This is a genomic window from Pseudomonas sp. PA-6-3C (assembly GCF_021605825.1).
GTDB lineage: Bacteria > Pseudomonadota > Gammaproteobacteria > Pseudomonadales > Pseudomonadaceae > Aquipseudomonas > Aquipseudomonas edaphica.
The window spans coordinates 70832-92114 of record NZ_WKDV01000023.1 but is presented as its reverse complement, the minus strand read 5'-3'; the positions used below and the strand labels follow the sequence as shown (position 1 = coordinate 92114).

At 61.7% G+C, this 21283-nt stretch carries 18 protein-coding genes; 8 read left to right on the top strand and 10 right to left on the bottom strand.

Going from position 1 to position 21283, the window contains the following annotated elements; translation table 11 throughout:
* Window positions 1-33: 33 nt before the first annotated feature.
* Window positions 34-1671, bottom strand: coding sequence for an AMP-binding protein (locus GIW48_RS16935; protein ID WP_169988199.1), 1638 nt, complete (start codon window positions 1669-1671; stop codon window positions 34-36).
* A 149-nt stretch (window positions 1672-1820) separates the two neighbouring features.
* Here GIW48_RS16935 and GIW48_RS16930 point away from each other — a divergent pair, with 149 nt between their 5' ends.
* From GIW48_RS16930 to GIW48_RS16915, 4 genes are read left to right on the top strand one after another with little or no spacing between them, the layout of a single operon-like run.
* The gene (locus GIW48_RS16930; RefSeq protein ID WP_017136510.1) at window positions 1821-2984 is read left to right on the top strand and encodes an isovaleryl-CoA dehydrogenase; all 1164 of its coding nucleotides are present in this window, start codon (window positions 1821-1823) and stop codon (window positions 2982-2984) included.
* Between the two features lie 13 nt (window positions 2985-2997).
* Window positions 2998-4605, top strand: a complete 1608-nt coding sequence (locus tag GIW48_RS16925) for a carboxyl transferase domain-containing protein (protein WP_138453115.1) — start codon at window positions 2998-3000, stop codon at window positions 4603-4605.
* Window positions 4606-4620: 15 nt separating this feature from the next.
* Window positions 4621-5427, top strand: coding sequence for a gamma-carboxygeranoyl-CoA hydratase (locus GIW48_RS16920; RefSeq protein ID WP_017136508.1), 807 nt, complete (start codon window positions 4621-4623; stop codon window positions 5425-5427).
* A complete protein-coding gene (locus tag GIW48_RS16915; protein WP_170040867.1) occupies window positions 5424-7349 on the top strand; it encodes an acetyl/propionyl/methylcrotonyl-CoA carboxylase subunit alpha in 1926 nt (641 codons plus the stop codon). The genes GIW48_RS16920 and GIW48_RS16915 overlap by 4 nt, the downstream gene beginning before the upstream one ends.
* Here GIW48_RS16915 and GIW48_RS16910 read toward each other — a convergent pair.
* The gene (locus GIW48_RS16910) at window positions 7346-7981 is read right to left on the bottom strand and encodes a LexA family protein (RefSeq protein WP_236462868.1); all 636 of its coding nucleotides are present in this window, start codon (window positions 7979-7981) and stop codon (window positions 7346-7348) included. The genes GIW48_RS16915 and GIW48_RS16910 overlap by 4 nt on opposite strands.
* A gap of 130 nt (window positions 7982-8111) precedes the next feature.
* Between GIW48_RS16910 and GIW48_RS16905 the strand changes: the two genes are divergently transcribed.
* Together GIW48_RS16905 and GIW48_RS16900 are read left to right on the top strand one after the other, a co-directional pair.
* Entirely contained in the window at window positions 8112-8462 is a 351-nt protein-coding gene (locus GIW48_RS16905) for a DUF6124 family protein (RefSeq protein ID WP_017136505.1), read from the top strand.
* A 465-nt stretch (window positions 8463-8927) separates the two neighbouring features.
* Complete coding sequence (locus GIW48_RS16900; RefSeq protein WP_099550041.1) at window positions 8928-10079, top strand: M14 family metallopeptidase; 1152 nt, start codon at window positions 8928-8930, stop codon at window positions 10077-10079.
* Window positions 10080-10100: 21 nt separating this feature from the next.
* On the opposite strand, the gene GIW48_RS16895 is transcribed toward GIW48_RS16900, so the two are convergent.
* From GIW48_RS16895 to GIW48_RS16875, 5 genes are all read right to left on the bottom strand, one after another.
* On the bottom strand, window positions 10101-10640 hold the full coding sequence (locus GIW48_RS16895; RefSeq protein WP_099550040.1) for a cytochrome b: 540 nt from the start codon (window positions 10638-10640) through the stop codon (window positions 10101-10103).
* Window positions 10637-11719 carry a catalase family peroxidase gene (locus GIW48_RS16890; RefSeq protein WP_236462589.1) on the bottom strand — a complete coding sequence of 361 codons (1083 nt, stop codon included), beginning with the start codon at window positions 11717-11719 and terminating at the stop codon, window positions 10637-10639. Before GIW48_RS16890 ends, GIW48_RS16895 begins: the two co-directional genes overlap by 4 nt.
* Before the next feature lie 120 nt (window positions 11720-11839).
* Window positions 11840-12604: an enoyl-CoA hydratase-related protein gene (locus GIW48_RS16885; protein ID WP_017136500.1), complete on the bottom strand. Its 765-nt coding sequence runs from the start codon at window positions 12602-12604 to the stop codon at window positions 11840-11842.
* 42 nt (window positions 12605-12646) lie between these two features.
* Window positions 12647-13945 carry a hypothetical protein gene (locus GIW48_RS16880; protein ID WP_236462591.1) on the bottom strand — a complete coding sequence of 433 codons (1299 nt, stop codon included), beginning with the start codon at window positions 13943-13945 and terminating at the stop codon, window positions 12647-12649.
* Window positions 13938-15518, bottom strand: coding sequence for an amino acid adenylation domain-containing protein (locus tag GIW48_RS16875; RefSeq protein WP_017136498.1), 1581 nt, complete (start codon window positions 15516-15518; stop codon window positions 13938-13940). The genes GIW48_RS16880 and GIW48_RS16875 overlap by 8 nt, the downstream gene beginning before the upstream one ends.
* A 197-nt stretch (window positions 15519-15715) precedes the next feature.
* On the opposite strand from GIW48_RS16875, the gene GIW48_RS16870 reads away from it, so the two are divergent.
* Window positions 15716-16222, top strand: coding sequence for a sigma-70 family RNA polymerase sigma factor (locus GIW48_RS16870; RefSeq protein ID WP_058420922.1), 507 nt, complete (start codon window positions 15716-15718; stop codon window positions 16220-16222).
* Window positions 16219-16956 carry an anti-sigma factor family protein gene (locus GIW48_RS16865; RefSeq protein WP_236462594.1) on the top strand — a complete coding sequence of 246 codons (738 nt, stop codon included), beginning with the start codon at window positions 16219-16221 and terminating at the stop codon, window positions 16954-16956. The genes GIW48_RS16870 and GIW48_RS16865 overlap by 4 nt, the downstream gene beginning before the upstream one ends.
* 74 nt (window positions 16957-17030) lie before the next feature.
* On the opposite strand, the gene GIW48_RS16860 is transcribed toward GIW48_RS16865, so the two are convergent.
* Genes GIW48_RS16860 through GIW48_RS16850 form a run of 3 tightly spaced genes read right to left on the bottom strand, consistent with a single transcriptional unit; the run spans window position 17031 to window position 21260 of the window.
* Window positions 17031-18020, bottom strand: a complete 990-nt coding sequence (locus GIW48_RS16860; protein WP_138452054.1) for a Csu type fimbrial protein — start codon at window positions 18018-18020, stop codon at window positions 17031-17033.
* A gap of 16 nt (window positions 18021-18036) precedes the next feature.
* On the bottom strand, window positions 18037-20430 hold the full coding sequence (locus GIW48_RS16855; protein ID WP_032865533.1) for a fimbria/pilus outer membrane usher protein: 2394 nt from the start codon (window positions 20428-20430) through the stop codon (window positions 18037-18039).
* Window positions 20431-20474: 44 nt separating this feature from the next.
* A complete protein-coding gene (locus GIW48_RS16850) occupies window positions 20475-21260 on the bottom strand; it encodes a fimbrial biogenesis chaperone (RefSeq protein ID WP_236462598.1) in 786 nt (261 codons plus the stop codon).
* Between the last annotated feature and the right edge of the window lie 23 nt (window positions 21261-21283).

Genomic DNA, 21283 nt, shown 5'->3' with positions numbered 1-21283 from the left:
CTGGCTTGCCAGCTCCCACATAAGCCTGTGCTGTCAGTTGGATTGGGTTCGCAGCTCCTCGATCGAAATTTCGCGCATGCGAAACTTCTGGATCTTGCCCGTCACTGTCATCGGAAACTCATCCACGAACTTGAAGTGCTTGGGCGTCTTGAAGTGCGCAATGCGGCCCTTGCACCAGGTTTGCAGCTCCAGTTCGTTGGCCACATGGCCGGGATGGAATTTGACCCAGGCAACGATCTCTTCGCCGTAACGCTCATCCGGAATGCCAATGATCTGCACATCGGCCACCGCCGGGTGAGTGAAGAAAAACTCCTCCAGCTCGCGCGGGTACACGTTCTCACCGCCACGAATGATCATGTCCTTGTTGCGCCCGGCGATGCACACGTAGCCGTGTTCATCCATGCTCGCCAGGTCGCCGGTATGCATCCAGCCTGCGTCATCAATCGCGTCGCGGGTGCCTTCGGGGTTGTTCCAGTAGCCGAGCATCACGCTGTAGCCACGGGTGCAGAGTTCACCGATCTGGCCACGGGGCACGGTGTTACCGGCCTCGTCGATAATTTTGTTTTCGAGCTGGGGCTGGGTGCGGCCAACGGTGGTGACGCGCCGCTCCAGGTCGTCATCGGCGCCGGTCTGCAATGACACCGGGCTGGTTTCGGTCATGCCATAGGCAATCTGCACTTCGCCCATATGCAACTCGCTGATGACCCGACGCATCACTTCAATGGGGCACGTGGCGCCGGCCATGATGCCGGTGCGCAAGGTGGCCAGGTCGAATTCGCTGCGACGTGGGTGATCCAGCAGCGCAATAAACATGGTCGGCACGCCGTACAGGCCGGTGGCGCGTTCCTGCGCGACGGCGGTGAGCGTCAGCAGCGGGTCGAAACCGTCATTGGGGTAAATCATGGTGGTGCCGTGGGTGATACAGCCGAGGTTGCCCATGACCATGCCAAAGCAGTGGTACAGCGGCACCGGGATCACCAGGCGGTCCTGCGCGGTGAGGCCCAGGCTTTCGCCGACCATGTAACCGTTATTGAGGATGTTGTGGTGACTGAGGGTGGCGCCCTTGGGGAAGCCCGTAGTGCCGGAGGTGTACTGGATGTTGACGGCTTGATCGAAGTGCAGGCTGGCTTGGCGACTATAAAGCTGCTCGGGCGGGATGCCAGCACCGAGGGCCGCCAATTGCGACCAGGGCATAAATCCCGCTGGCGGGCTGGGGTCCAGGCTGATGAGGCCGCGCACGTCGGGGTGCAGTTCCTGCAACATCGCGTGGTAATCGGAGCTCTTGAACGAGCCGGCACACACCAGCCATGCGCAGCCGGACTGTTTGAGTACGTAGTCCAATTCGCTGCTGCGGTAGGCCGGGTTGATATTCACCAGGATCACCCCGAGCTTGGCGCTGGCTATTTGAGTGATGCACCACTCGGCACAGTTGGGCGCCCAGATGCCCAGGCGATCGCCGGTTTGCATGCCCAAAGCCATGAAGGCGCGGGCATGCAAATCCACCGTCTCGGCCAACTCCCGCCAGGTGTAACGGCGTTGCTGATGGCGCACCACCAAGGCTTCGCCATCAGGGTAGTGCGCAACGGTACGATCGAAAGCCTGACCGATAGTCATGGCCAGCAAGGTCTTGTCCTGGGAGCCACGGCTGTAGCTCGGGTGCGGTTGATCCATAACGACCCCTGTTGTCTTTTTTGTAGGTTGACGTAAACGTAAACTACGATTGACAGCGCCGTAACGCAAGCTTACGTTAACGTAAAGGTGAGCGCCCTCCCCCGCGCCCCACCCACACAACAACAAAGCTCACATTAAGGTGCCTGTCCATGAGTTACCCGTCCCTGAACTTCGCCCTCGGTGAAACCATCGACATGCTGCGCGACCAGGTGCAGTCGTTCGTGGCGAAGGAGATCGCGCCCCGCGCGGCGCAGATCGACATCGACAACCTGTTCCCTGCCGACCTGTGGCGCAAGTTCGGGGACATGGGCCTCTTGGGCATCACCGTGCCGGAAGAGTACGGCGGCGCCGGCCTGGGTTACCTGGCGCACGTGGTGAGCATGGAAGAAATCAGCCGTGGTTCGGCGTCAGTGGCGCTGTCCTACGGCGCGCACTCCAACCTGTGCGTCAACCAGATCAACCGCAACGGCAATCACGAACAAAAACTCAAGTACCTGCCCAAGTTGATCAGCGGCGAGCACATCGGCGCCCTGGCCATGAGCGAACCGAATGCTGGCTCCGACGTGGTCTCGATGAAGCTGCGCGCCGACAAACGTGGTGACCACTACGTGCTCAACGGCAGCAAGACCTGGATCACCAATGGCCCCGACGCCAACACCTACGTGATCTACGCCAAGACCGACCTGGAAAAAGGCCCTCACGGCATCACCGCGTTTATCGTCGAGCGCGACTACAAAGGCTTCAGCCGCAGCAACAAGTTCGACAAGCTGGGCATGCGCGGCTCCAACACCTGCGAACTGTTTTTCGATGACGTCGAGGTGCCCGAAGAAAACATCCTTGGTGTGCTCAATGGCGGCGTCAAAGTGCTGATGAGCGGCCTGGACTACGAGCGCGTGGTGCTCTCGGGCGGCCCGACCGGGATCATGCAAGCGTGCATGGACCTGATCGTGCCCTACATCCATGACCGCAAGCAGTTCGGCCAGAGCATCGGCGAATTCCAGCTGATCCAGGGCAAGGTCGCCGACATGTACACCCAGCTCAACGCCAGCCGCGCCTATCTCTACGCGGTGGCCCAGGCCTGCGAACGTGGCGAAACCACGCGCAAGGACGCCGCCGGGGTGATCCTCTACAGTGCCGAGCGCGCCACGCAAATGGCCCTGGACGCGATCCAGATTCTCGGCGGCAATGGCTACATCAATGAATTCCCCGCCGGGCGCCTGCTGCGTGATGCCAAGTTGTACGAAATCGGTGCTGGCACCAGTGAGATTCGGCGGATGCTGATCGGTCGCGAACTCTTCAACGAAACCCGCTGAAGGAGCGCCCCCCATGGCCACCTTGCATACCCAGCTAAACCCGCGTTCAGCGGAGTTCGCCGCCAACAGCACGGCGATGCGCCAACAGGTCGACGCCCTGCACAGCCTGCTCGCCCATGTGCAGCAAGGCGGCGGCGCCAAGGCCCAGGAACGGCACACCTCGCGCGGCAAACTGCTGCCCCGTGAGCGTATCAACCGCTTGCTCGACCCTGGCTCACCGTTCCTGGAACTCAGCCAACTGGCGGCTCACCAGGTGTACGGCGAGGACGTGCCCGCCGCTGGCGTGATCGCCGGAATCGGCCGTGTGGAAGGCGTCGAATGCATGATCGTCGCCAACGACGCCACGGTCAAAGGCGGCTCGTACTACCCGCTCACGGTAAAAAAACACCTGCGTGCCCAGACCATCGCCGAGCAGAACCGCCTGCCGTGCATTTACCTGGTGGACTCCGGCGGTGCCAACCTGCCGCGTCAGGATGAGGTATTTCCTGATCGCGAACACTTCGGGCGGATCTTCTTCAACCAGGCCAACATGAGCGCCCAGGGCATCCCGCAAATCGCCGTGGTGATGGGCTCCTGCACCGCCGGTGGCGCCTACGTACCCGCCATGGCCGACGAAGCGATCATGGTGCGCCAGCAAGCCACGATCTTCCTCGCCGGGCCGCCGCTGGTAAAAGCCGCGACCGGCGAAGTGGTCAGCGCCGAAGACCTGGGCGGTGCCGATGTGCACTGCAAGATCTCCGGCGTAGCCGACCACTATGCCGACAGCGATGAACATGCGCTGGCCCTGGCCCGACGCAGTGTGGCCAACCTCAACTGGCGCAAGCAGGGTGAGTTAGTGCAACGCCCGCCGGTGGCGCCGTTGTACAGCAGCGAAGAACTTTATGGCGTGATCCCGGCCGATGCCAAGCAGCCATTTGATGTGCGCGAAGTGATCGCGCGGCTGGTGGATGGCTCGGTATTCGATGAGTTCAAGGCGCTGTTTGGCACCACGCTGGTGTGTGGTTTTGCGCACCTGCACGGCTACCCGATTGCGATCCTGGCCAACAACGGGATTCTGTTCGCAGAAGCCGCGCAAAAAGGCGCGCACTTTATCGAACTGGCCTGCCAGCGCGGGATTCCGTTGCTGTTCTTGCAGAACATCACCGGGTTTATGGTCGGCCAGAAATACGAAGCCGGCGGCATCGCCAAGCACGGCGCCAAGCTGGTCACGGCGGTGGCCTGCGCCAAGGTGCCCAAGTTCACGGTGATCATCGGCGGCAGCTTTGGTGCCGGTAACTACGGCATGTGCGGCCGCGCCTATGACCCGCGCTTTTTGTGGATGTGGCCGAATGCACGCATCGGCGTGATGGGTGCCGAACAGGCCGCCGGCGTGCTGGTGCAGGTCAAGCGCGAACAAGCCGAGCGCGCGGGCAATGCGTTCAGTGCCGAAGAAGAAGCCGCGATCAAGCAGCCGATTCTCGACCAGTACGAAACCCAGGGCCATCCCTACTACTCCAGCGCACGTTTGTGGGATGACGGTGTGATTGACCCGCAGCAGACCCGTGACGTGCTGGCGCTGGCGTTGTCCGCCGCGCTGAATGCCCCCATCGAGCCGAGCCGCTTCGGCGTGTTCCGCATGTAAATGGAGCTGTACCCCATGAGCGATTTCAACACCCTCGAACTGGTCACCGACAGCCGTGGTTTTGCCACGCTGTGGCTCAGTCGTGAAGCCAAGAACAACGCGTTCAATGCGCAGATGATCCGCGAGTTGATCATCGCCCTCGACCAGGTGCAGGCCGATGCATCCCTGCGTTTTTTAGTGTTGCGCGCACGTGGCAAGCACTTCAGCGCCGGCGCAGACCTGGCCTGGATGCAGCAATCGGCCGAGCTGGATTACCACACCAACCTGGACGACGCGCGCGAGCTGGCCGAGTTGATGTACAACCTGGCCAAACTGAAAATCCCGACCCTGGCAGTGGTGCAAGGCGCAGCCTACGGGGGCGCGCTGGGCTTGATCAGCTGCTGCGACATGGCGATTGGCGCCGATGACGCGCAGTTCTGCCTGTCGGAAGTGCGCATCGGCCTGGCACCGGCGGTGATCAGCCCGTTCGTGGTACAGGCCATCGGCGAGCGGGCCGCGCGGCGCTATGCGCTGACGGCCGAGCGTTTTGGCGGCCAGCGTGCACGCGACATTGGCCTGCTGGCGGAAAGTTACCCGGCCACCGAGCTGGATGCGCAAGTGGAACTGTGGATCGCCAACCTGTTGCAAAACAGCCCGGCTGCCATGCGCGCCAGCAAGGATTTGCTGCGCGAAGTCGGCAACGGCGCCCTCACCCCGGCGCTGCGTCGGTATTGCGAAAATGCCATCGCGCGGATTCGCGTCAGCGCCGAGGGCCAGGAAGGCTTGCGCGCGTTCCTGCAAAAACGCCCGCCCAGCTGGCAAGCGCAGGAGCCACGTTCATGAGCACACTGACCACTGTGCTGGTGGCCAACCGTGGCGAAATCGCCTGCCGGGTAATGCGCACCGCCAAGGCGATGGGGTTGACCACCGTGGCGGTCCACAGCGCCACCGACCGCGATGCGCGCCATAGCCGCGAGGCCGACATTCGGGTTGACCTGGGTGGCAGCAAGGCCACCGACAGTTACCTGCAAATCGACAAACTGATCGCCGCCGCCCAAGCCAGTGGCGCTCAGGCGATCCATCCGGGTTACGGCTTTCTGTCGGAGAACGCCGGCTTTGCTCGTGCGATTGAAGCCGCCGGTCTTGTTTTCCTGGGTCCGCCCGCCTCGGCCATCGATGCCATGGGCAGCAAATCGGCGGCCAAGGCGCTGATGGAAACTGCCGGGGTGCCGTTGGTGCCGGGTTATCACGGCGCGGACCAGGACCTGGAAACTTTCCGCGATGCCTGCGAACGTATCGGTTACCCGGTACTGCTCAAGGCCACGGCAGGTGGCGGCGGCAAGGGCATGAAGGTGGTCGAGGACGTCAGCCAGTTGGCCGAAGCCCTGGCCTCGGCCCAGCGTGAGGCGCTGTCGTCCTTTGGCAATGGGCAGATGCTGGTGGAGAAGTACCTGCTCAAGCCGCGCCACGTGGAGATTCAGGTGTTTGCCGACCAACACGGCCATTGCCTGTACCTCAATGAGCGCGACTGTTCTATTCAACGTCGCCATCAAAAGGTGGTGGAAGAAGCACCCGCACCGGGCTTGAGTGCCGAGCAGCGTAAAGCCATGGGTGAGGCGGCCGTGCGTGCGGCCCAGGCGATCGGCTATGTGGGCGCCGGCACCGTGGAGTTTTTGCTGGACGCGCGTGGCGAGTTCTTCTTCATGGAGATGAACACGCGGCTGCAAGTGGAGCATCCAGTGACCGAGGCGATTACCGGCCTTGATTTGGTAGCCTGGCAGATTCGTGTGGCTCAGGGTGAACCGCTGCCGATCACTCAGGATCAGGTGCCGTTGGTGGGCCATGCGATTGAAGTGCGCTTGTATGCCGAAGACCCGGCCAATGATTTCCTGCCAGCCACCGGGCACCTGGCGCTGTACCGCGAATCTATTCCAGGCCCGGGGCGCCGTGTGGACAGTGGCGTAGCACAAGGCGACAACGTTTCGCCCTTCTACGACCCGATGCTCGGCAAACTGATTGCCTGGGGTGAAGACCGCGAACAGGCGCGCCTGCGGTTGTTGAGCATGCTCGATGAGTTTGCGGTCGGCGGAGTCAAGACCAACCTCGGCTTTTTGCGGCGCATCATCGGCCATCCGGCGTTTGCGGCGGCTGAACTCGATACCGGGTTTATTCCGCGCTATCAGGATGAACTGCTGCCAGCACCTGGTGCTTTGAGCGATGAGTTCTGGCAGGCGGCAGGGGCGGCGTTTATGCAGAGCCAGCCCGCCGGTGAAGGCCCGTGGGCGGATAACCGAGGCTTTCGTGCCGGGTTGCCGAGCGACGTGTCGTTGCACTTGAGTTGCGCCGGGCAGGACCGGCTGGTGAAGCTGGTAGCGGGCACTGCGCAATTGCGCGGCGAGCAACTACTGATCGAACACCATGGCGTGCGCCGCGCTTATCTGGCGGTACGCAGCGAAGGCATCCTGTATCTGCGCTGGGACGGCCAGATGCAGGCCGTCAGCTTGTATGACCCGATTGCTGCAGTCGAGGCCAACCAGACTCATCAAGGCGGCCTCACAGCGCCGATGAACGGCAGCATCGTGCGGGTGCTGGTAGAAGTCGGTCAACACGTGGAGGCTGGCACTCAGCTGGTGGTGCTCGAGGCCATGAAGATGGAGCACAGTATCCGCGCGCCTCACGCCGGGGCGGTCAAGGCAGTGTTTTGCCAGGAAGGCGAAATGGTCGCCGAAGGCAGCGCCCTGGTGGAACTTGAGACCACGGACTAGAACTTCGCCGTGGCTTGCACCACGACCCCGAGGATTCGGCACGCATCGGTGAAAAGCTGCTTGGGATAAGTCGGATTGAGCGGCACCAGGTAAAGCTGGCCGCTCTCTTCCATCAATTGGCGAAAGGTCGCCTGGGTGCTGTCGGCCCATTGCGCAACCACCAGCTTGCCGGGTTCGGGCTCGATGGCCGGGTCCACCAGAATCATCATGCCCGCACCGATGCTCAGGCCGCTGGGCGCGGTCATGGCATCGCCCGTTACGGGCAGCCAGAAGGCTTCGCCCTGGGCATGGTAATCGCTCAGTTCGAAACGGGCCGCGCCGTAGGTCGGGCGCTCTTCGCGGATTTCGCAGACGCCTTTCCAGTCGCTGACCGGGTAGCGGAAATACGGGTTGTAGTGTTTTTCCAGCACAGGTGTTGGGTCGGCCTTTTCGCGAATCTCCAGCGCGACTTCCAGATAGCCGAGCCCCAGCTCGTCCAGCACCCGGTTCATGTCCGCAAGACTGGGCACGCGGCGCTTATTGAGCCAATGACCGACGCCGCCCTGGGACATGCCCAAGCGTTCGGCCAGTTCATCCTGCGTGACCTTGCGGTCTTTCATGTTGGCTTTGACCAACGCTATCCAGTTGTCCATGGAGCCTGACCATACGTTGCGCAATTGCCACGACAATAAACAGTTTGTAGTAATCCATCAAATGACATAAATACGATTCGTATTACTATCAGGTGCAGGTTTTCAACGTCCAGCCAGAGTAATCGCCCTCATGATGACCCTCCCGAATCACCTGCCTTGCACGCCCGAAACCGACGAACTGCTGACCCTGCGCAGCAGTGGCGCCGCGCAACGGGCACTCGACTATTACCTGAAAGAAGATGTGTCGGCGCCCACGCCTGACGCCGCGTTTTTCGACATCAGGCCCGGCATCAGCCAGGAAGACGCCCTGGTGCACGCATCGGACCTGCTACGCAGTGCGGCGGCAGCCGCCTATGAATCGGCAAGCAACCGGCAGGGCAACCAGCGGGACCTGGCCTTTTCGGTGGTGTATTTGATTGATATGGCCAAAGCGATGGTGGAACAGGCAGTGCAGGTGCCTGCTGCCCAGGCGGACGCCTGACAGGCACGTAAGAAAAATATTTCTATCACACGGATAAAAACATTTGACTTGCAAATGATAATGATTATTATTGGGCTCAGCTGATCGCGAGATCAGTCGATAGACCAAGGGACCTTAGGTCGGACTCTTGGAATATCTCCTCATCAGGCTAATCACGGTTTTTGACCCGGCTCTTTGGCCGGGTCTTTTTTTTGCCAGTTTTTCTGGCGTGGCTTCAGGCTAATGAAGACTGTGTGTTGCTTGATGGCGCGCATGGTAGCAAAAGAGCATCGCCAAAAGAAAGCCGATCGAACGCTCTAGCCCGGATCTTTGCGAAATAGCGCTTGAGAATCAATCTCATAGAATCTAAGCTGCCTCGGCGTCAAGGACGACGCCCCCTTCCCCGTGCAACAATTTTGCACCAAGATTTTGCCTCACTCCTGTGTAAGATATCTGCCACAACAATCCTACGCAGGCAGCCAGCCCATGACAGTGGCCTTGACCTCCATCAAGATCAGCACCGACTTCGACAGCGGCAACATCCAGGTCCTGGATGCCAGCGACGCTTATCAGTTGTTGCTGGCGATCAAACCCGATACTCGCAGCGCACATTTCCAATGGTTCCACTTCAAGGCCGAAGGCATGCATGTGGGCCATACCCACACCTTCCGCCTGAGCAACGCCAGCCATTCGTCATATAAAAATGCCTGGAGTGGTTACAACGCCGTGGCGTCCTACGACCACGTCAACTGGTTCCGCGTACCCACGCGTTTTGATGGCGATACATTGCACATCAGCCTGCAAACCCGCGAGAAGCAAGCCTGGTTCGCCTACTTCGAACCGTATAGCCGTGAGCGTCACGACTGGCTGATCGAACAGGCCCTGAACCGCGCCGGTACCCAACTGCTCGCCACCGGCAAAAGCGTCGAGGGCCGTGATATCCAGCTGCTACGCCGCGGCAAAGGTGGCGAAGGCCAGCGCAAGGTGTGGATCATCGCCCAGCAGCATCCCGGCGAACACATGGCTGAATGGTTTATGGAAGGCGTCATCGAGCGCCTGCAACAGGACGGTGATGCCGAGCTGAAAAAACTCCTGGCCGTCGCCGACCTGTACCTGATCCCCAACATGAACCCCGATGGCGCCTTTCACGGGCACCTGCGCACCAACGCCATGGGCCAGGACCTCAACCGTGCCTGGCAGAACGCCAGCGAGGCGCTCAGCCCGGAAGTGCTGTTCGCCCAGCAGCAAATGGAGAAATACGGCGTCGACCTGTTCCTCGATATCCATGGCGATGAAGAAATCCCCTACGTCTTCACCGCAGGCTGCGAAGGCAACCCCGGTTACACCCCGCGTATCGAAGCGCTGGAAAAACACTTCCGCAGGCACTTGAGCGCCCTGACCCGCGATTTCCAGACCACCCACGGCTACACCCGCGACCTGCCGGGCGAAGCCAACATGACCCTGGCCTGCAATGCCGTTGGCCAGCAATACGACTGCCTGTCGCTGACCCTCGAGATGCCCTTCAAGGACAACGACGACGCCCCCAACCCGAAAACCGGTTGGTCCGGTGAGCGCTCCAGGCAACTGGGCAAGGACGTGTTGAGCACCGTGGCCGATATCGTCACCACCCTGCGCTGACCCGCCCTGCCCCCCCCGGCATCAGCCTTTGGTGCCGGTCATGCTTTGCAGCACACCGTCGCGACGAATCAACCCGTGAAACAGCGCCGCCGCCAGGTGTAACAGTACTGTCAGGAACAACAGGTAGGCCAGGTAGCCATGGGCCTTGCGCAGCAGCGCAAATAACGGAGCATTGGCCGCTACCAACGCCGGCAATTGCACCGAACTGCTGAGCATCACCGGGTCACCGGCCGCTGAAATCATCGCCCAGCCCAGCAGCGGCAGCACCAGCATCAACGCATATAACACGACATGGGACGCTTTGGCGGCCAGCACTTGCCACAGTGGCAGGTCAGCCGGCAACGGCGGCTGACGGGTGGAAAAGCGCACCACCAGCCGCACGATCACCAACGCCAGAATCGCGATACCCAGTGGCTTGTGCAGATGAATCAGCCACTCGTGACGCTCCGACACCGACGCCGCCATGCCCGCGCCGATAAACAACATGGCAATGACCATCAACGCCATCAGCCAATGCAGCAGGCGAGCCAGAGGCGCGAAAAACCGTGGTTGGGCATTCATGGTTTCGACTCCTGAGGGGCACTGTGCAGCGGGCTGACTTCGCCAGCGCGGCGTACGTAGGAACTGGCATAAGCCGCCGAGCGTGCAGCCAGCAGCGGGTCATTGGAGGCTTGGATACCGCTGGGCAGAATCAGCGGGTCAAAGTTGATATCGCGGCAATCGCCGTCAGCCTGCGGTTGGCTGCTTTGCAGCACCAGGGTGCCGGCGTTGAGCACCTTGTGCTCGCCGGTCCAGGCTTTGCTGGCGTCGTCCAGCGGATCGCCGGGGTTGGCCAGGGTCAGGTTCAGCTGCCAACGCAGCGGCCCGGAAGCCAGACGCTGCACCAAATCCTTTTCGAGAAAGTCAGCGCCAGGCGGCGCGGTGTCACCCGTCGCATCCTGGCTCTGTGGCACTACGCCCCAACGCACCGCCTGGCGCTGGCCATCGGCGTTTACCAGGTAAAAGGCATTGATGCCGTTGTAGGTTTCGGTCGCGTAACTGGCCGAGGGCTTGGCGGTCTTGACCCACGCCAGGAACGGCGCCGTCTCGGGGTGCGCGGCAAAAAACGCCGGCATACTGGCCGGGCTCGGCTTGCCGGTGGCCGGCTCGGGTGCGCCGGCCTTGAGCATCTGGTAAAACGCCTCAGGCGTGCCCACCGGGAACACCGGCATGCTGTTCATCCCCGTACGCCATTGCTGGCCGTTGGCCTGGCTGAACTGCACCGCGAAACTGCGGATCGGCACACTGCTGTCCGGCGCGTAGGGGTTGCCGCTGGGCAAGGCGAATCGGCCGATCACCGGGGTTTTCGCCGCGCTGAACACCTGGGCACTGGAGTAAGCGCGCGCCTCGGGGCTGCTCTCGAAGTAACCGGCCACACACACGCCCTTGGCATGGTTACGCCGAAACCCAGGGTGTACACCGTTATTGGTTTCCAGGGCATTGACCAGGGTTTTGGGACGCAGGCGCTGTGGGTCAAGCGTGCCGTTGACGTAGGCGAATGCCCCGGCAACAACCGCCACTACACTGCCAATACACGCCAGCCTGACTAACAAACTGGCGGTACTGAGGGGCGTAAGTGGCGGCGATGAGTGATCTACCATGAAAAACTCCAGGGCACGTGGCCACAGGGAAAATGAACTATGAGACGAATCCCACGTAGGTCTATTCCCTTTTCACTGTAGTTTTTTCAGAGCAGATGCGTTGCCAAACCGAGCGTTCTTCTAAACCGCGTTGAAGACTGCCGGGCGCTTGTTTATAAACGCCTGCATGCCCTCCTGTTGATCCGGCGTCGCGAACAGCCCATGAAACAGTCGGCGCTCCAGGCGCACGCCATCGTGCAACCCAAGTTCCAAGGCTTGCTCAACCGCCTCCCGCGCCGCCCGTGTGGCGGTGCGCGAGAACCCGGCAATCTGTGCAGCCACCGCCAGCGTCTGCTCCATCAAGTCTGCCGCCGGGTACACACGCGACACTAACCCGGCCTGGAGCGCCTCTTGAGCCATCATCGGCCGTCCGGTCAACACCATGTCCATGGTCTTGGCCTTGCCGACCAGCCCGGTCAAGCGCTGGGTCGCACCCATGCCCGGAATAACGCCCAGTTTGATTTCCGGCTGGGCAAAGGTCGCCGTATCGGCGGCGAAAATCATGTCGCACATCATCGCCAGCTCACAGCCGCCGCCGAACGCATAGCCGGCCACTGCGGCAATCGTTGGCGTGCGCCGGCGGGTAAAGGCTTCCCAGCCGACGAAGTAATCCTCGTCGAGCATGTCCAGGTAGGACTTGGTACTCATCTCCTTAATATCGGCCCCAGCGGCGAAGTATTCAGGCGTGCCGGTGATGACGAAACAGCCGACCTGCGGGTCCTGGTCCAGCACTTCCAGACGGCTGATCAACTCCGTCATCAGCGCCGAACTCAACGCATTCTTGACCTGGGGGCGATTAAGCCTGACCAGTACCACTCGACCATGACGTTCTATTAATACATTCATAAAAACCTCTGCTGATTAATGTTGTGCCTCAATGCCGCGGTTTCAGGAATCCCAGATCGCGCCATAAGCCGGTATGCCACGGGCTTCCATTTCATGCACCACGCGCTCGGTCAACGCCTGGTTGGCGATACAGATCACCGCTTCTGCACCGAAGGTTTGCACCGCGCCGTAGGCCAATTGCACCAAGTCCGGTTTACCACGCTCATCGGTGTCCCAGATCAATGCCCCGGGCTGAGCACGCAGGATTTCGTCCACCAGTTCATCGCCATACGTTTTGCGCGGGCTGCGGGTAGACCAGATCAACTGGATCGGCACTTGGGCGGCCAGCAAATGCGGCATGACCGGGCCGATCCCACTGCCGGTGGCGATATACACCACTGACTTGAACAGGGTTTCCACATTAGCCACGCCCGCCGTGGTGATGCCTTTGACCCACACGTGGCTGGGCAGGTCTTCGATGAAGCGCCCAGTCCAATCGCCCGCACGCGATATGATCAGGCGAAACCCCGCCGCCTCTGGTGCAGGAATATTGGCAAACGAATGCCACTCCAGCAGAGGGTTGCGGCTGATCGCAGTGGATGAACCGGCGAACGGCGTGGTGTGCTTGAAGCGCGTAATCACCGCATGCCCGGAAGGCCGTGTATGTTCAACGGCGACCTTGCGCAGACGCAACCATGGCAGGGCAATACTCAACGTCAGCAGCACCAGCATCCAGAATGATCCACTGTGTAATAAGCTGGTCGAAGTCTCGCTGGACGCCAGTAACGTCAACGCCCAGAACAGTAGCAGCGCGCTCCAGCCGGCAAACCGATGGACCCGCTCGAAGCCATTATGGAATCGGCTGCGAATCCACGGCTGCGCCATGCTCACCATCAACAGCAACAGCCCGAGCAACACACCCGTGAGCCACAACCAGGCTGACGACACGCTATCGGGCTGGCGCAGATAGCGTGCAACCTGAACGCCGACCATCGCTATAAACCACGCGGTCGCCGCCAGGGCCGCGCCACTGTGCAGCCCGCCGAAGTGGTAAACCTTGGCCGCGCTGCGCCGCACACGCAACGGCCAGGTGACTGGCACACGGGTTGCCAGCCAGAACAGTGCATTGATCAGGTAATGCTGACGAATCAGGATGGCCAGCGACAGGTTGATCAGCACCATGTCCGAAAGCCTTTCAACCGTAATGGCAGCAAAATCGACCGCCAACAGTACAAACACGGCATTAACCAACAACACCAGTGCCACCAGGCGGTTGTAGTAGGAAAACACCGGCAGTGCAGTCCAGCGACGCCACAACGCCGGTTTGGGTGGTACAACGGCACGGGTCAGTGCATCAAGCATGGCGAGCCACCTCGGCCGCGAATGCCTGTTGCAGCAGCAAGGCCTTGTCGATTTTGCCCCTGGCGGTCAGCGGAAAAGCCTCCACCGCGTAGATGGATGTCGGCACGCAGTAGTAGGCCAGGCGCTCCTGGCAGCGGGCTCGGCACGACTCGACGTCGGCACTGACGGGCGAGACGAAAGCCACCAGGTTACGGCTGTCCAGCTTCAAAGTGACCGCCCGCATGCAGCCATCGCCCGCCTCCAGGGCCGTAGACACAGCGTCCAGTTCCACACGAAAGCCACGCACCTTCACCTGATCATCGACGCGCCCCAAGTGTTCCAGTTGACCGTCTGCCGTCCAGCGCCCCAGGTCCCGCGTGCGAAACATCATTGCGTCACCGCCCATAAAAGGGTCCGGGCGATAGCGCTCCTGGGTCAGCTCGGTATTGTTCAGGTAACCGGCCGTTACCCCGACGCCGCCGGCCCACATTTCACCGATCTCACCCAGTTCACAGGCGCGACCGTGTTCGTCGAGGACATACACGGTGTTATTCGGAGTCGGTTTGCCGATGGTCAACAACGTGCCGGGCACATGCCGGTGCAACGTGTTGACGATGGTGGTTTCGGTAGGCCCGCAGCCGTTGTAGAACGTGCAATGTTCGGCCCAACGCTCGGCCAGCGCTTGAGAACAGGGCTCACCTGCCACCGCAACCACCTTCAGGTCAGGACACTGCGCCGGGTCAAGGTTCGCCAGTATCGAGGGGGTGGCGATCAGCACGTGGCATTGCGCAGCGGTTTGCGCAATGTCTTTATCACGAATCAGCAAGGTCGCCCCATGGGCCAAGCAACCGAGGATTTCCCAGGCGGCCATATCAAAGCCGATATTGAGGATTTGCCCCACGTTACGACCCGGCGCCATGCCCATCTGCCCCGGCTGCGTGAGCAAGATATTGCACACGTTGCGGTGGCTGACACACACACCGTTGGGCCGCCCGGTCGTGCCAGAGGTGAACAGCACGAAACACAGGTCATCGGTGTCGGCAGCGGCGAACACCTGAGTGTTGTCCTCGGCGACCCAGGGCTCTTCGGCCAGGAACGTGTCCAGGCATACACTGCGCTGCGTCGCATCGGCCGGCAGGCGATCGGCCAGGTTCGACAAGGTCATAATCACCGGACTGGTCAACGACTCCAGCACCATGCCCAATTGCAGCGTCGGCACGATTCTGGCGTCTTGAGGCACATACGCAGCGCCCACCTTCAACACCGCCAGAAGCCCTACCAGCATGGGAATCGAACGCTCGACAAACAGCCCCACTGTGTCGCCGCGCTTCACGCCCAGATCAATCAGGCGCACGGCCAATCGATTGGCTTGACGGTTGAGTTGTTCATAACTGATACGCTGTCCCGCCCACACCGCCGCAATCGCTTGTGGCGTCAACGCCGCTTGCACCTCGATGGCCTGGTGTACGCGGTCGTGGCCCGGCTTGGCCGATGGCCCGCCCCCCCATTGTTCAAACACGATCCGCTGCGCGGCAGGTAAGTGAGCCAGCGCGGGGCGGCGATAAAACTGTTTATCGGTCGGAGAAATGGTCATGCCTGCACCCTCATCAATTAACCGCAGAAATTGTTCGCGGTTGTTACGAGGGTTGATTGAGGTGTGGGAGCGGTATTACAGGCCCGAGTGCATTGCAGATATCCCCTACAAAAGAGCGCAATCTTCCTATAGTTATTGATGGAATAACCTACGTCGGCCGGCGTCTTCCTCTGCACAATTGACCAGAACCCACGCCCATGCACGAACTCGACGAACCGTTACGTGAACTCATCCCCAGGCTGCGACGTTTTGCCGTGTCCCTGACGCGTAACGCCAGCAGCGCCGACGACCTGGTGCAGTCCACGCTCGAGCGGGCGATCATCAGCTGGGCCGACAAACGCCTGGAAGGCGACCTGCGCGCCTGGCTGTTCTCGATCCTCTACCGCCAGTTCCTCGACGCCCACCGGCGCAGCCGCCGTTATGCACGCATGCTCGAATTCTTCACCGGCCGTGACGATGCACAACCCTCGGTGGAGCGCACAGTGATGGCCCAATCGACCCTGCACGCCTTCGACCAACTCAACACCGAGCAACGTGCACTGCTGCTGTGGGTGTCGGTCGAAGGGTTAAGTTACAAGGAAGTCGCCGAGATCCTGGCGGTACCGGTAGGCACCGTGATGTCGCGCCTGTCCCGTGCGCGCCAGGCCTTGCGTCAACTCAGCGAAGGCGAAATTACCAGCCCTGCCCTGCGGATACTCAAATGATCAGCCTGCCCCCCAGCGAACGCGATTTGCATGCCTACGTCGATCACCAACTGCCCGAGAGCGACCGCCGTGTGCTTGAAACCTGGTTGGCTGCCCACCCTGAAAGGGCCGCCCAGGTACATGCCTGGCAACAGGATGCACAAGCCCTGCGCGCCGCCTTGAGCGGAACCTTGCAGCAACCGGCCAACCCCGACCTCGACCCGGCACTGATTCGCCAACGCATTCGGCATCAATCGCGCCGCCACCTGGCCAGCGCCGCCGTGCTGCTGATCGCAGTCTGCCTCGGCGGACTTGGCGGTTGGCACGCGCGCGAAGCGACCCAACCATCGATGTTGCCGATGGCCGACGCCATGCAGGCGTTTCGCCTGTTTGCCCAGGACGGCATCATGCCCGCCGATTTCAGCACCGAAGATGGCGGCACTATGCAAGCCTGGCTGGATCGCTATTTCAACCAGGCCCATCGCCTGCCCGATTTGAGCCAGGCCGGTTTCAAGCCCGTGAGCGGACGCCTGCTCACCACTGAGCAAGGTGCGGCGGCGATGGTGTTGTACGAGGATCAGCAAGGCCATCGCATCAGCTTTTACATCCGCCCACCGGGACCGGAAAACGGCTTTTTGCCGCGCGGCAGCCGCAGCGCCGATGGGTTGCAGGCCGATTACTGGTCCGGTGGCGGGTACAACTATGCGATGGTCAGCCCGGTGGATCAGGCAGCTACGCACTTGCTCAAGTTCTAGAGGATCAAGACCGGCTTTTGTGGAGCGGGCAAGCCCCCACATTTTGACCGCGTGGACCTTCAACGGACGCGGCGTTAAAAGCCCACATCCAGCACCACATTATCAATGTAGGTGCCGCCCGGCGGCGTGGCTTGGTCAGTGTAGATCTTGGCGTTGTAGTTGAACACTTGGCTGCCGGTGCCCAGGCCGTTGCCGGGGTTGATCTCGGCCGAGGAACTGGCCCGCCGCGCGGCGCCCACACTGCCCCAGCGCGTGGTGCCGGCACTCATGAAGATGTCGTAGGCCAGGAAGTTACCGCCGGAAATCATCCGCCGCCGTCCGCCCACGCTCACCGGGTTCTGCCCATCACTGAGGCCGACGGTGTAGGCACTGCCCTTGGTGCAGGCCACACTGGCCTGGCCGTTGACGGTGGCGAAGGCGCTGACCACCGGCGCACTGCCGAACGCAATCGGCGGCGTGGTGATCTGGCAGTCGTTGACCACCGTCATGCTGACGTTCAAGGTCGTGGTGCCGTTGTTGATCTCACGGCCCAGACAGGCCCCAGCAATACCAATGCCCGAGCAATAGTTCCAGTTCCAGAAAATACTCAGGGTTTCGCTGTACACCCCCGACGCCACGTTGCTGCCAAGGGTGGTGGCGAAGTACAGCGGCACGACTTTGGTGCCCGGCCCGAACACCAGGCCAAGGGAGGCGGCAATGCCGCCACTGCCGCCAAAATCGAACGCGGTGCCGCGTGTCATCGGGAACGCCGTGGTGTTGTTGGCATAGATCGTATAGTTGATGACATCACCGGTCGGCCCCACCAGGCCACCTTGGGGCGAACCACTGACGGTCGCGTAAAAATGGTCATTGGAGGCCAACACCGACAATAGCGCCGGCGTGCAGCTGAAGCCGGCATTGGTGGTCGAACTGGGCTGAGAGGTGGTGCGCACGGTCATCGAACTCACCGTCGTGCCAAAGCTGGCCGGTACGCTGGCCACCACCGAGCACACGGCCTGCACCTGCGCCGACACGCCCAGGCTTGCCAGCAACAGGCACCGCAACAGCCATTCCTTGACCCGCACACGCACACTCCTTATGTCATTGGCACACCAGTGGCCCGATCAGTGGCACCTGGGCCTGGGTGGTATCCAGCTCGAACATTGCCTGGCAGGTCTGGCCGTCACCCAAGGTGACTTGCAAGGTGTTATGGGCGGCCAGGTTCTCCAGGTACACCAGGCCGTCCCACCCCACCACCGCCTGCGCGCCGCTTTGCTCGTGTCGCACCTGGCTGCCCAGTGGCAAGTCCTGGTGCTGGGCGTCGACCAAGGTGATGCTCGCCGCGATCACCTGGCGCACCGGGAATTCCAGCAAGTAGCCACTGCCACGGCGCACGGCCACCCGTTGCTCGACGTTGGGCACCTGCACGTTCGATGGCAGGTTCAGTGGGTCGATCTCATATTTGGCGCGGTAATAAGCACTGGTCCACGGCACCAGCAAGTGCCCGTTGCGGTCGGTTTCGCCCACCACCTGGTTCTCGTAGCGCACCGGTACACCACTGACCCCATCGGTGCTTACCACCACAAACGCATCGTTGACGCGGTTGGCGGCAAACATTTGATTGTCCATCCACACCAACGAGCCACTGGCGTCCGCCCACCGAGTTTCCGCGTCGCTGCTGCCGTACACGCCGGCCTGCAACTGCACCGACTGCAGGCGCCAGGTCAGGTCAGCCTGGCGATAAGCCGGCCCATCACCGCTGGCGTAACCCAGGTTGAAGCCCACGCCGCCTTCGGCCGGCACTGCTCGGCTGTAGTTGACGCGCTGCTGGCTCGCGCCGGTTTTACTGCGCTCGGTGCCCACGCTGAGGCTGCCGTAGACGTCGAACGGCACCACCACCTGCGCCTGCACCGCCCAACTGCTATCACCCACTTCATGGTTGGCCGACAGGTAAAAACTGCTGTTGCGCCACAACGGCTTGCTCCAGGTCAGGTTCACCAGGCGGGTGCGCGAATCATCCGCCGCCTGCACATCGAAATAGCCGACGCCCAGGCTGCCAAAATTGTTCAGGTTCAGGCTCAAGGTCGCCTGCTGGCTGCGCTTGCTGAGGCTGGCGTAAGGCGTGTCGATCAGGCTCAAGTCGGCGTATTGCTCACGGCGCTCGACCCGTTGATACGAGAGGCTGTAGCGCTGGTTGCTGTATTGGTAGCCCAGGCTCAGTTGCTGGCCGGTCCTGCCGTCGTACTGGCTTTGACTGACGGCGGTATTGAGCACGCCGAAGTTACCGACCCGCAGGTTGCCGCCGACACCGCCCAGGGACAGGTCACTGGAGGCTTCGGCATGGCTTTCGAGGGTAAATGCATCCGAGATGCCGTAGCGAAAGGTGCCGCTGGCCACGCCAGGGCCATAGCCAAAGTCCCGTATGGTGTAGTCGCGGCGCAAATTACCCGCCGCCACCGAGAAGTCCGACAAGCCCTTTTGCAGCAAGGTACTGGTGACATAGAACGGCACCGTGGTCGACACCTGCCGGCCCAGCGCATCGGTGGTGACCACCACCGCCTCGCCGGCGCCGTTGATAAACGGCACGTTGGTGAGGGTGTACGGCCCCGGCTGCAGATCAGCACTGCTGGATTTATAGCCATTGATAAACAGGTCCACCGAAGACGGCACCGCCGCCTCCCCGGCAAACTGCGGCAGCGGGTAGGTGACCAGGTCCGGGCGCACGCCAAAGTCCCGCGACAGCTGCACACCGCCCAGGCGCACCGAGGTACTCCAGGGCAAGGCGCCGCTGATCACATCGCCGGCTTCATAGGTCAACAGGCGCTCATCGTCGGAGAACCGCCACGTGGTGTCATAGCGCCGATAGCCGTTGTCGAGCGAGCTGCCAGCGGTTTCCCGGCCAATGGTGGTGCGGTATTGGCCGGTGTTGGACAACGTGCCCCAGGTATCGAATAGCCGCACTTCGTTGAAGATACCGAGGTAGGTGCCCGCATCGTCCGTGTTGTTCAGGTAGGCGTCATAGTTGAGCAACGCGCCGAAGCTGGTCAGCGCCTGGGTGCGTGGGTAGTTGTTGCGGCTGCCGATAAATTGCTCCGGCAGCCAGGCCGGCGGCACGCTCAGTACCAGGCGCTGGCCCTGGCTGTCGTAATCGGTGTGCAGGCCAGGAAAGCTTTCCAGCGCGACTTCGCCAGGCACGGCACCAGGCAGCTTCACACCGACTTCCTGCAACACCGACGCAGGCAAAAACAACTGCCCGGCACGCTGATTGACGGCGACCACACGGCCGGTGTCCATCTGGTTGACCACCAGTTCCAGGAACAACTGCGCATCGGCAACAGCCTCCATACTGCTGGGCGGGGGCGGCAACGGCGCAGCGAAGCCCGGCGGCGCCAGCACCCAGCCAGACAAGCCGCCCACCACCCACACCGATCGCCATAGACATCGAGCCCGATCCTGGCTCACCAAGGCTTTGTGCCCATCAATGGACATCTCCATCCGTTGTTAACACCAGGGCCTACTCCATGCCCTGCCACACTGAGTTAGCGTCCTGGCACGAGATTCTCCACTTGCGTTGCCCCATTGATGCGCACCTGCAGCGGCTGATCGGCCGGCAAACCATCCGGCACCGGCCAGCGCATGGTCGCGCCCGGCAGCACATAGCCCATCAAGCCCTCTACCAAGGGCCGCGGCTGGCCGCCCTGCTTGAAGGTGGCATCGGTGAGGCGCGCATGCACGGCGCCCTGGTTGCGCATCTCGACGTAGTTGCGCCCGCCCACGGTGACTTTTTTCCAGCTTAAATCCGGCTTGCCGGCGGTTTTCGGGTCACGGTCACGGGTGCCGTCGACCTTGCTCCACAGGCCTGGACCGTAGGCAAACAATGGCACCGAATAACGCATCTGGAAGCGGATAGCAGCGGCGGTCTTGCCATCCGCCGGAGCCGGCGGTGGTGTGGCCGAAGGGATCTCATCGATGATGATGCGATAGGCCAGCTCCTGGCCGGGCGGCACTTCTTTGGTTCGGGTCAGGCGCACCAATTGCTTTTGCCCAGGCTCGATTTTCGCCACCGGCGGGCTGCCAATCACATCGCGCTGGTTATGGTATTGCTCATCAAAACCGCTCTGGGTCCAGGCAAACACGCGGATCTGCAGGTTGGCGGTCTCGGTGCCGCGGTTCTCCAGCCACAGCGCGCTGGCCTGTTGATCGGCTTCCAGCACCGGGTCAATCGGCCAGATCAGCACCGAGCTGGCCGCCTGGGCCTGCCCCGCCACCAACATCAACAACCCGCTCAAACCCGCTGCCCACCCGTGCCGGGAAGCTGCACACATAGATCTCACTCCTTATACCGATC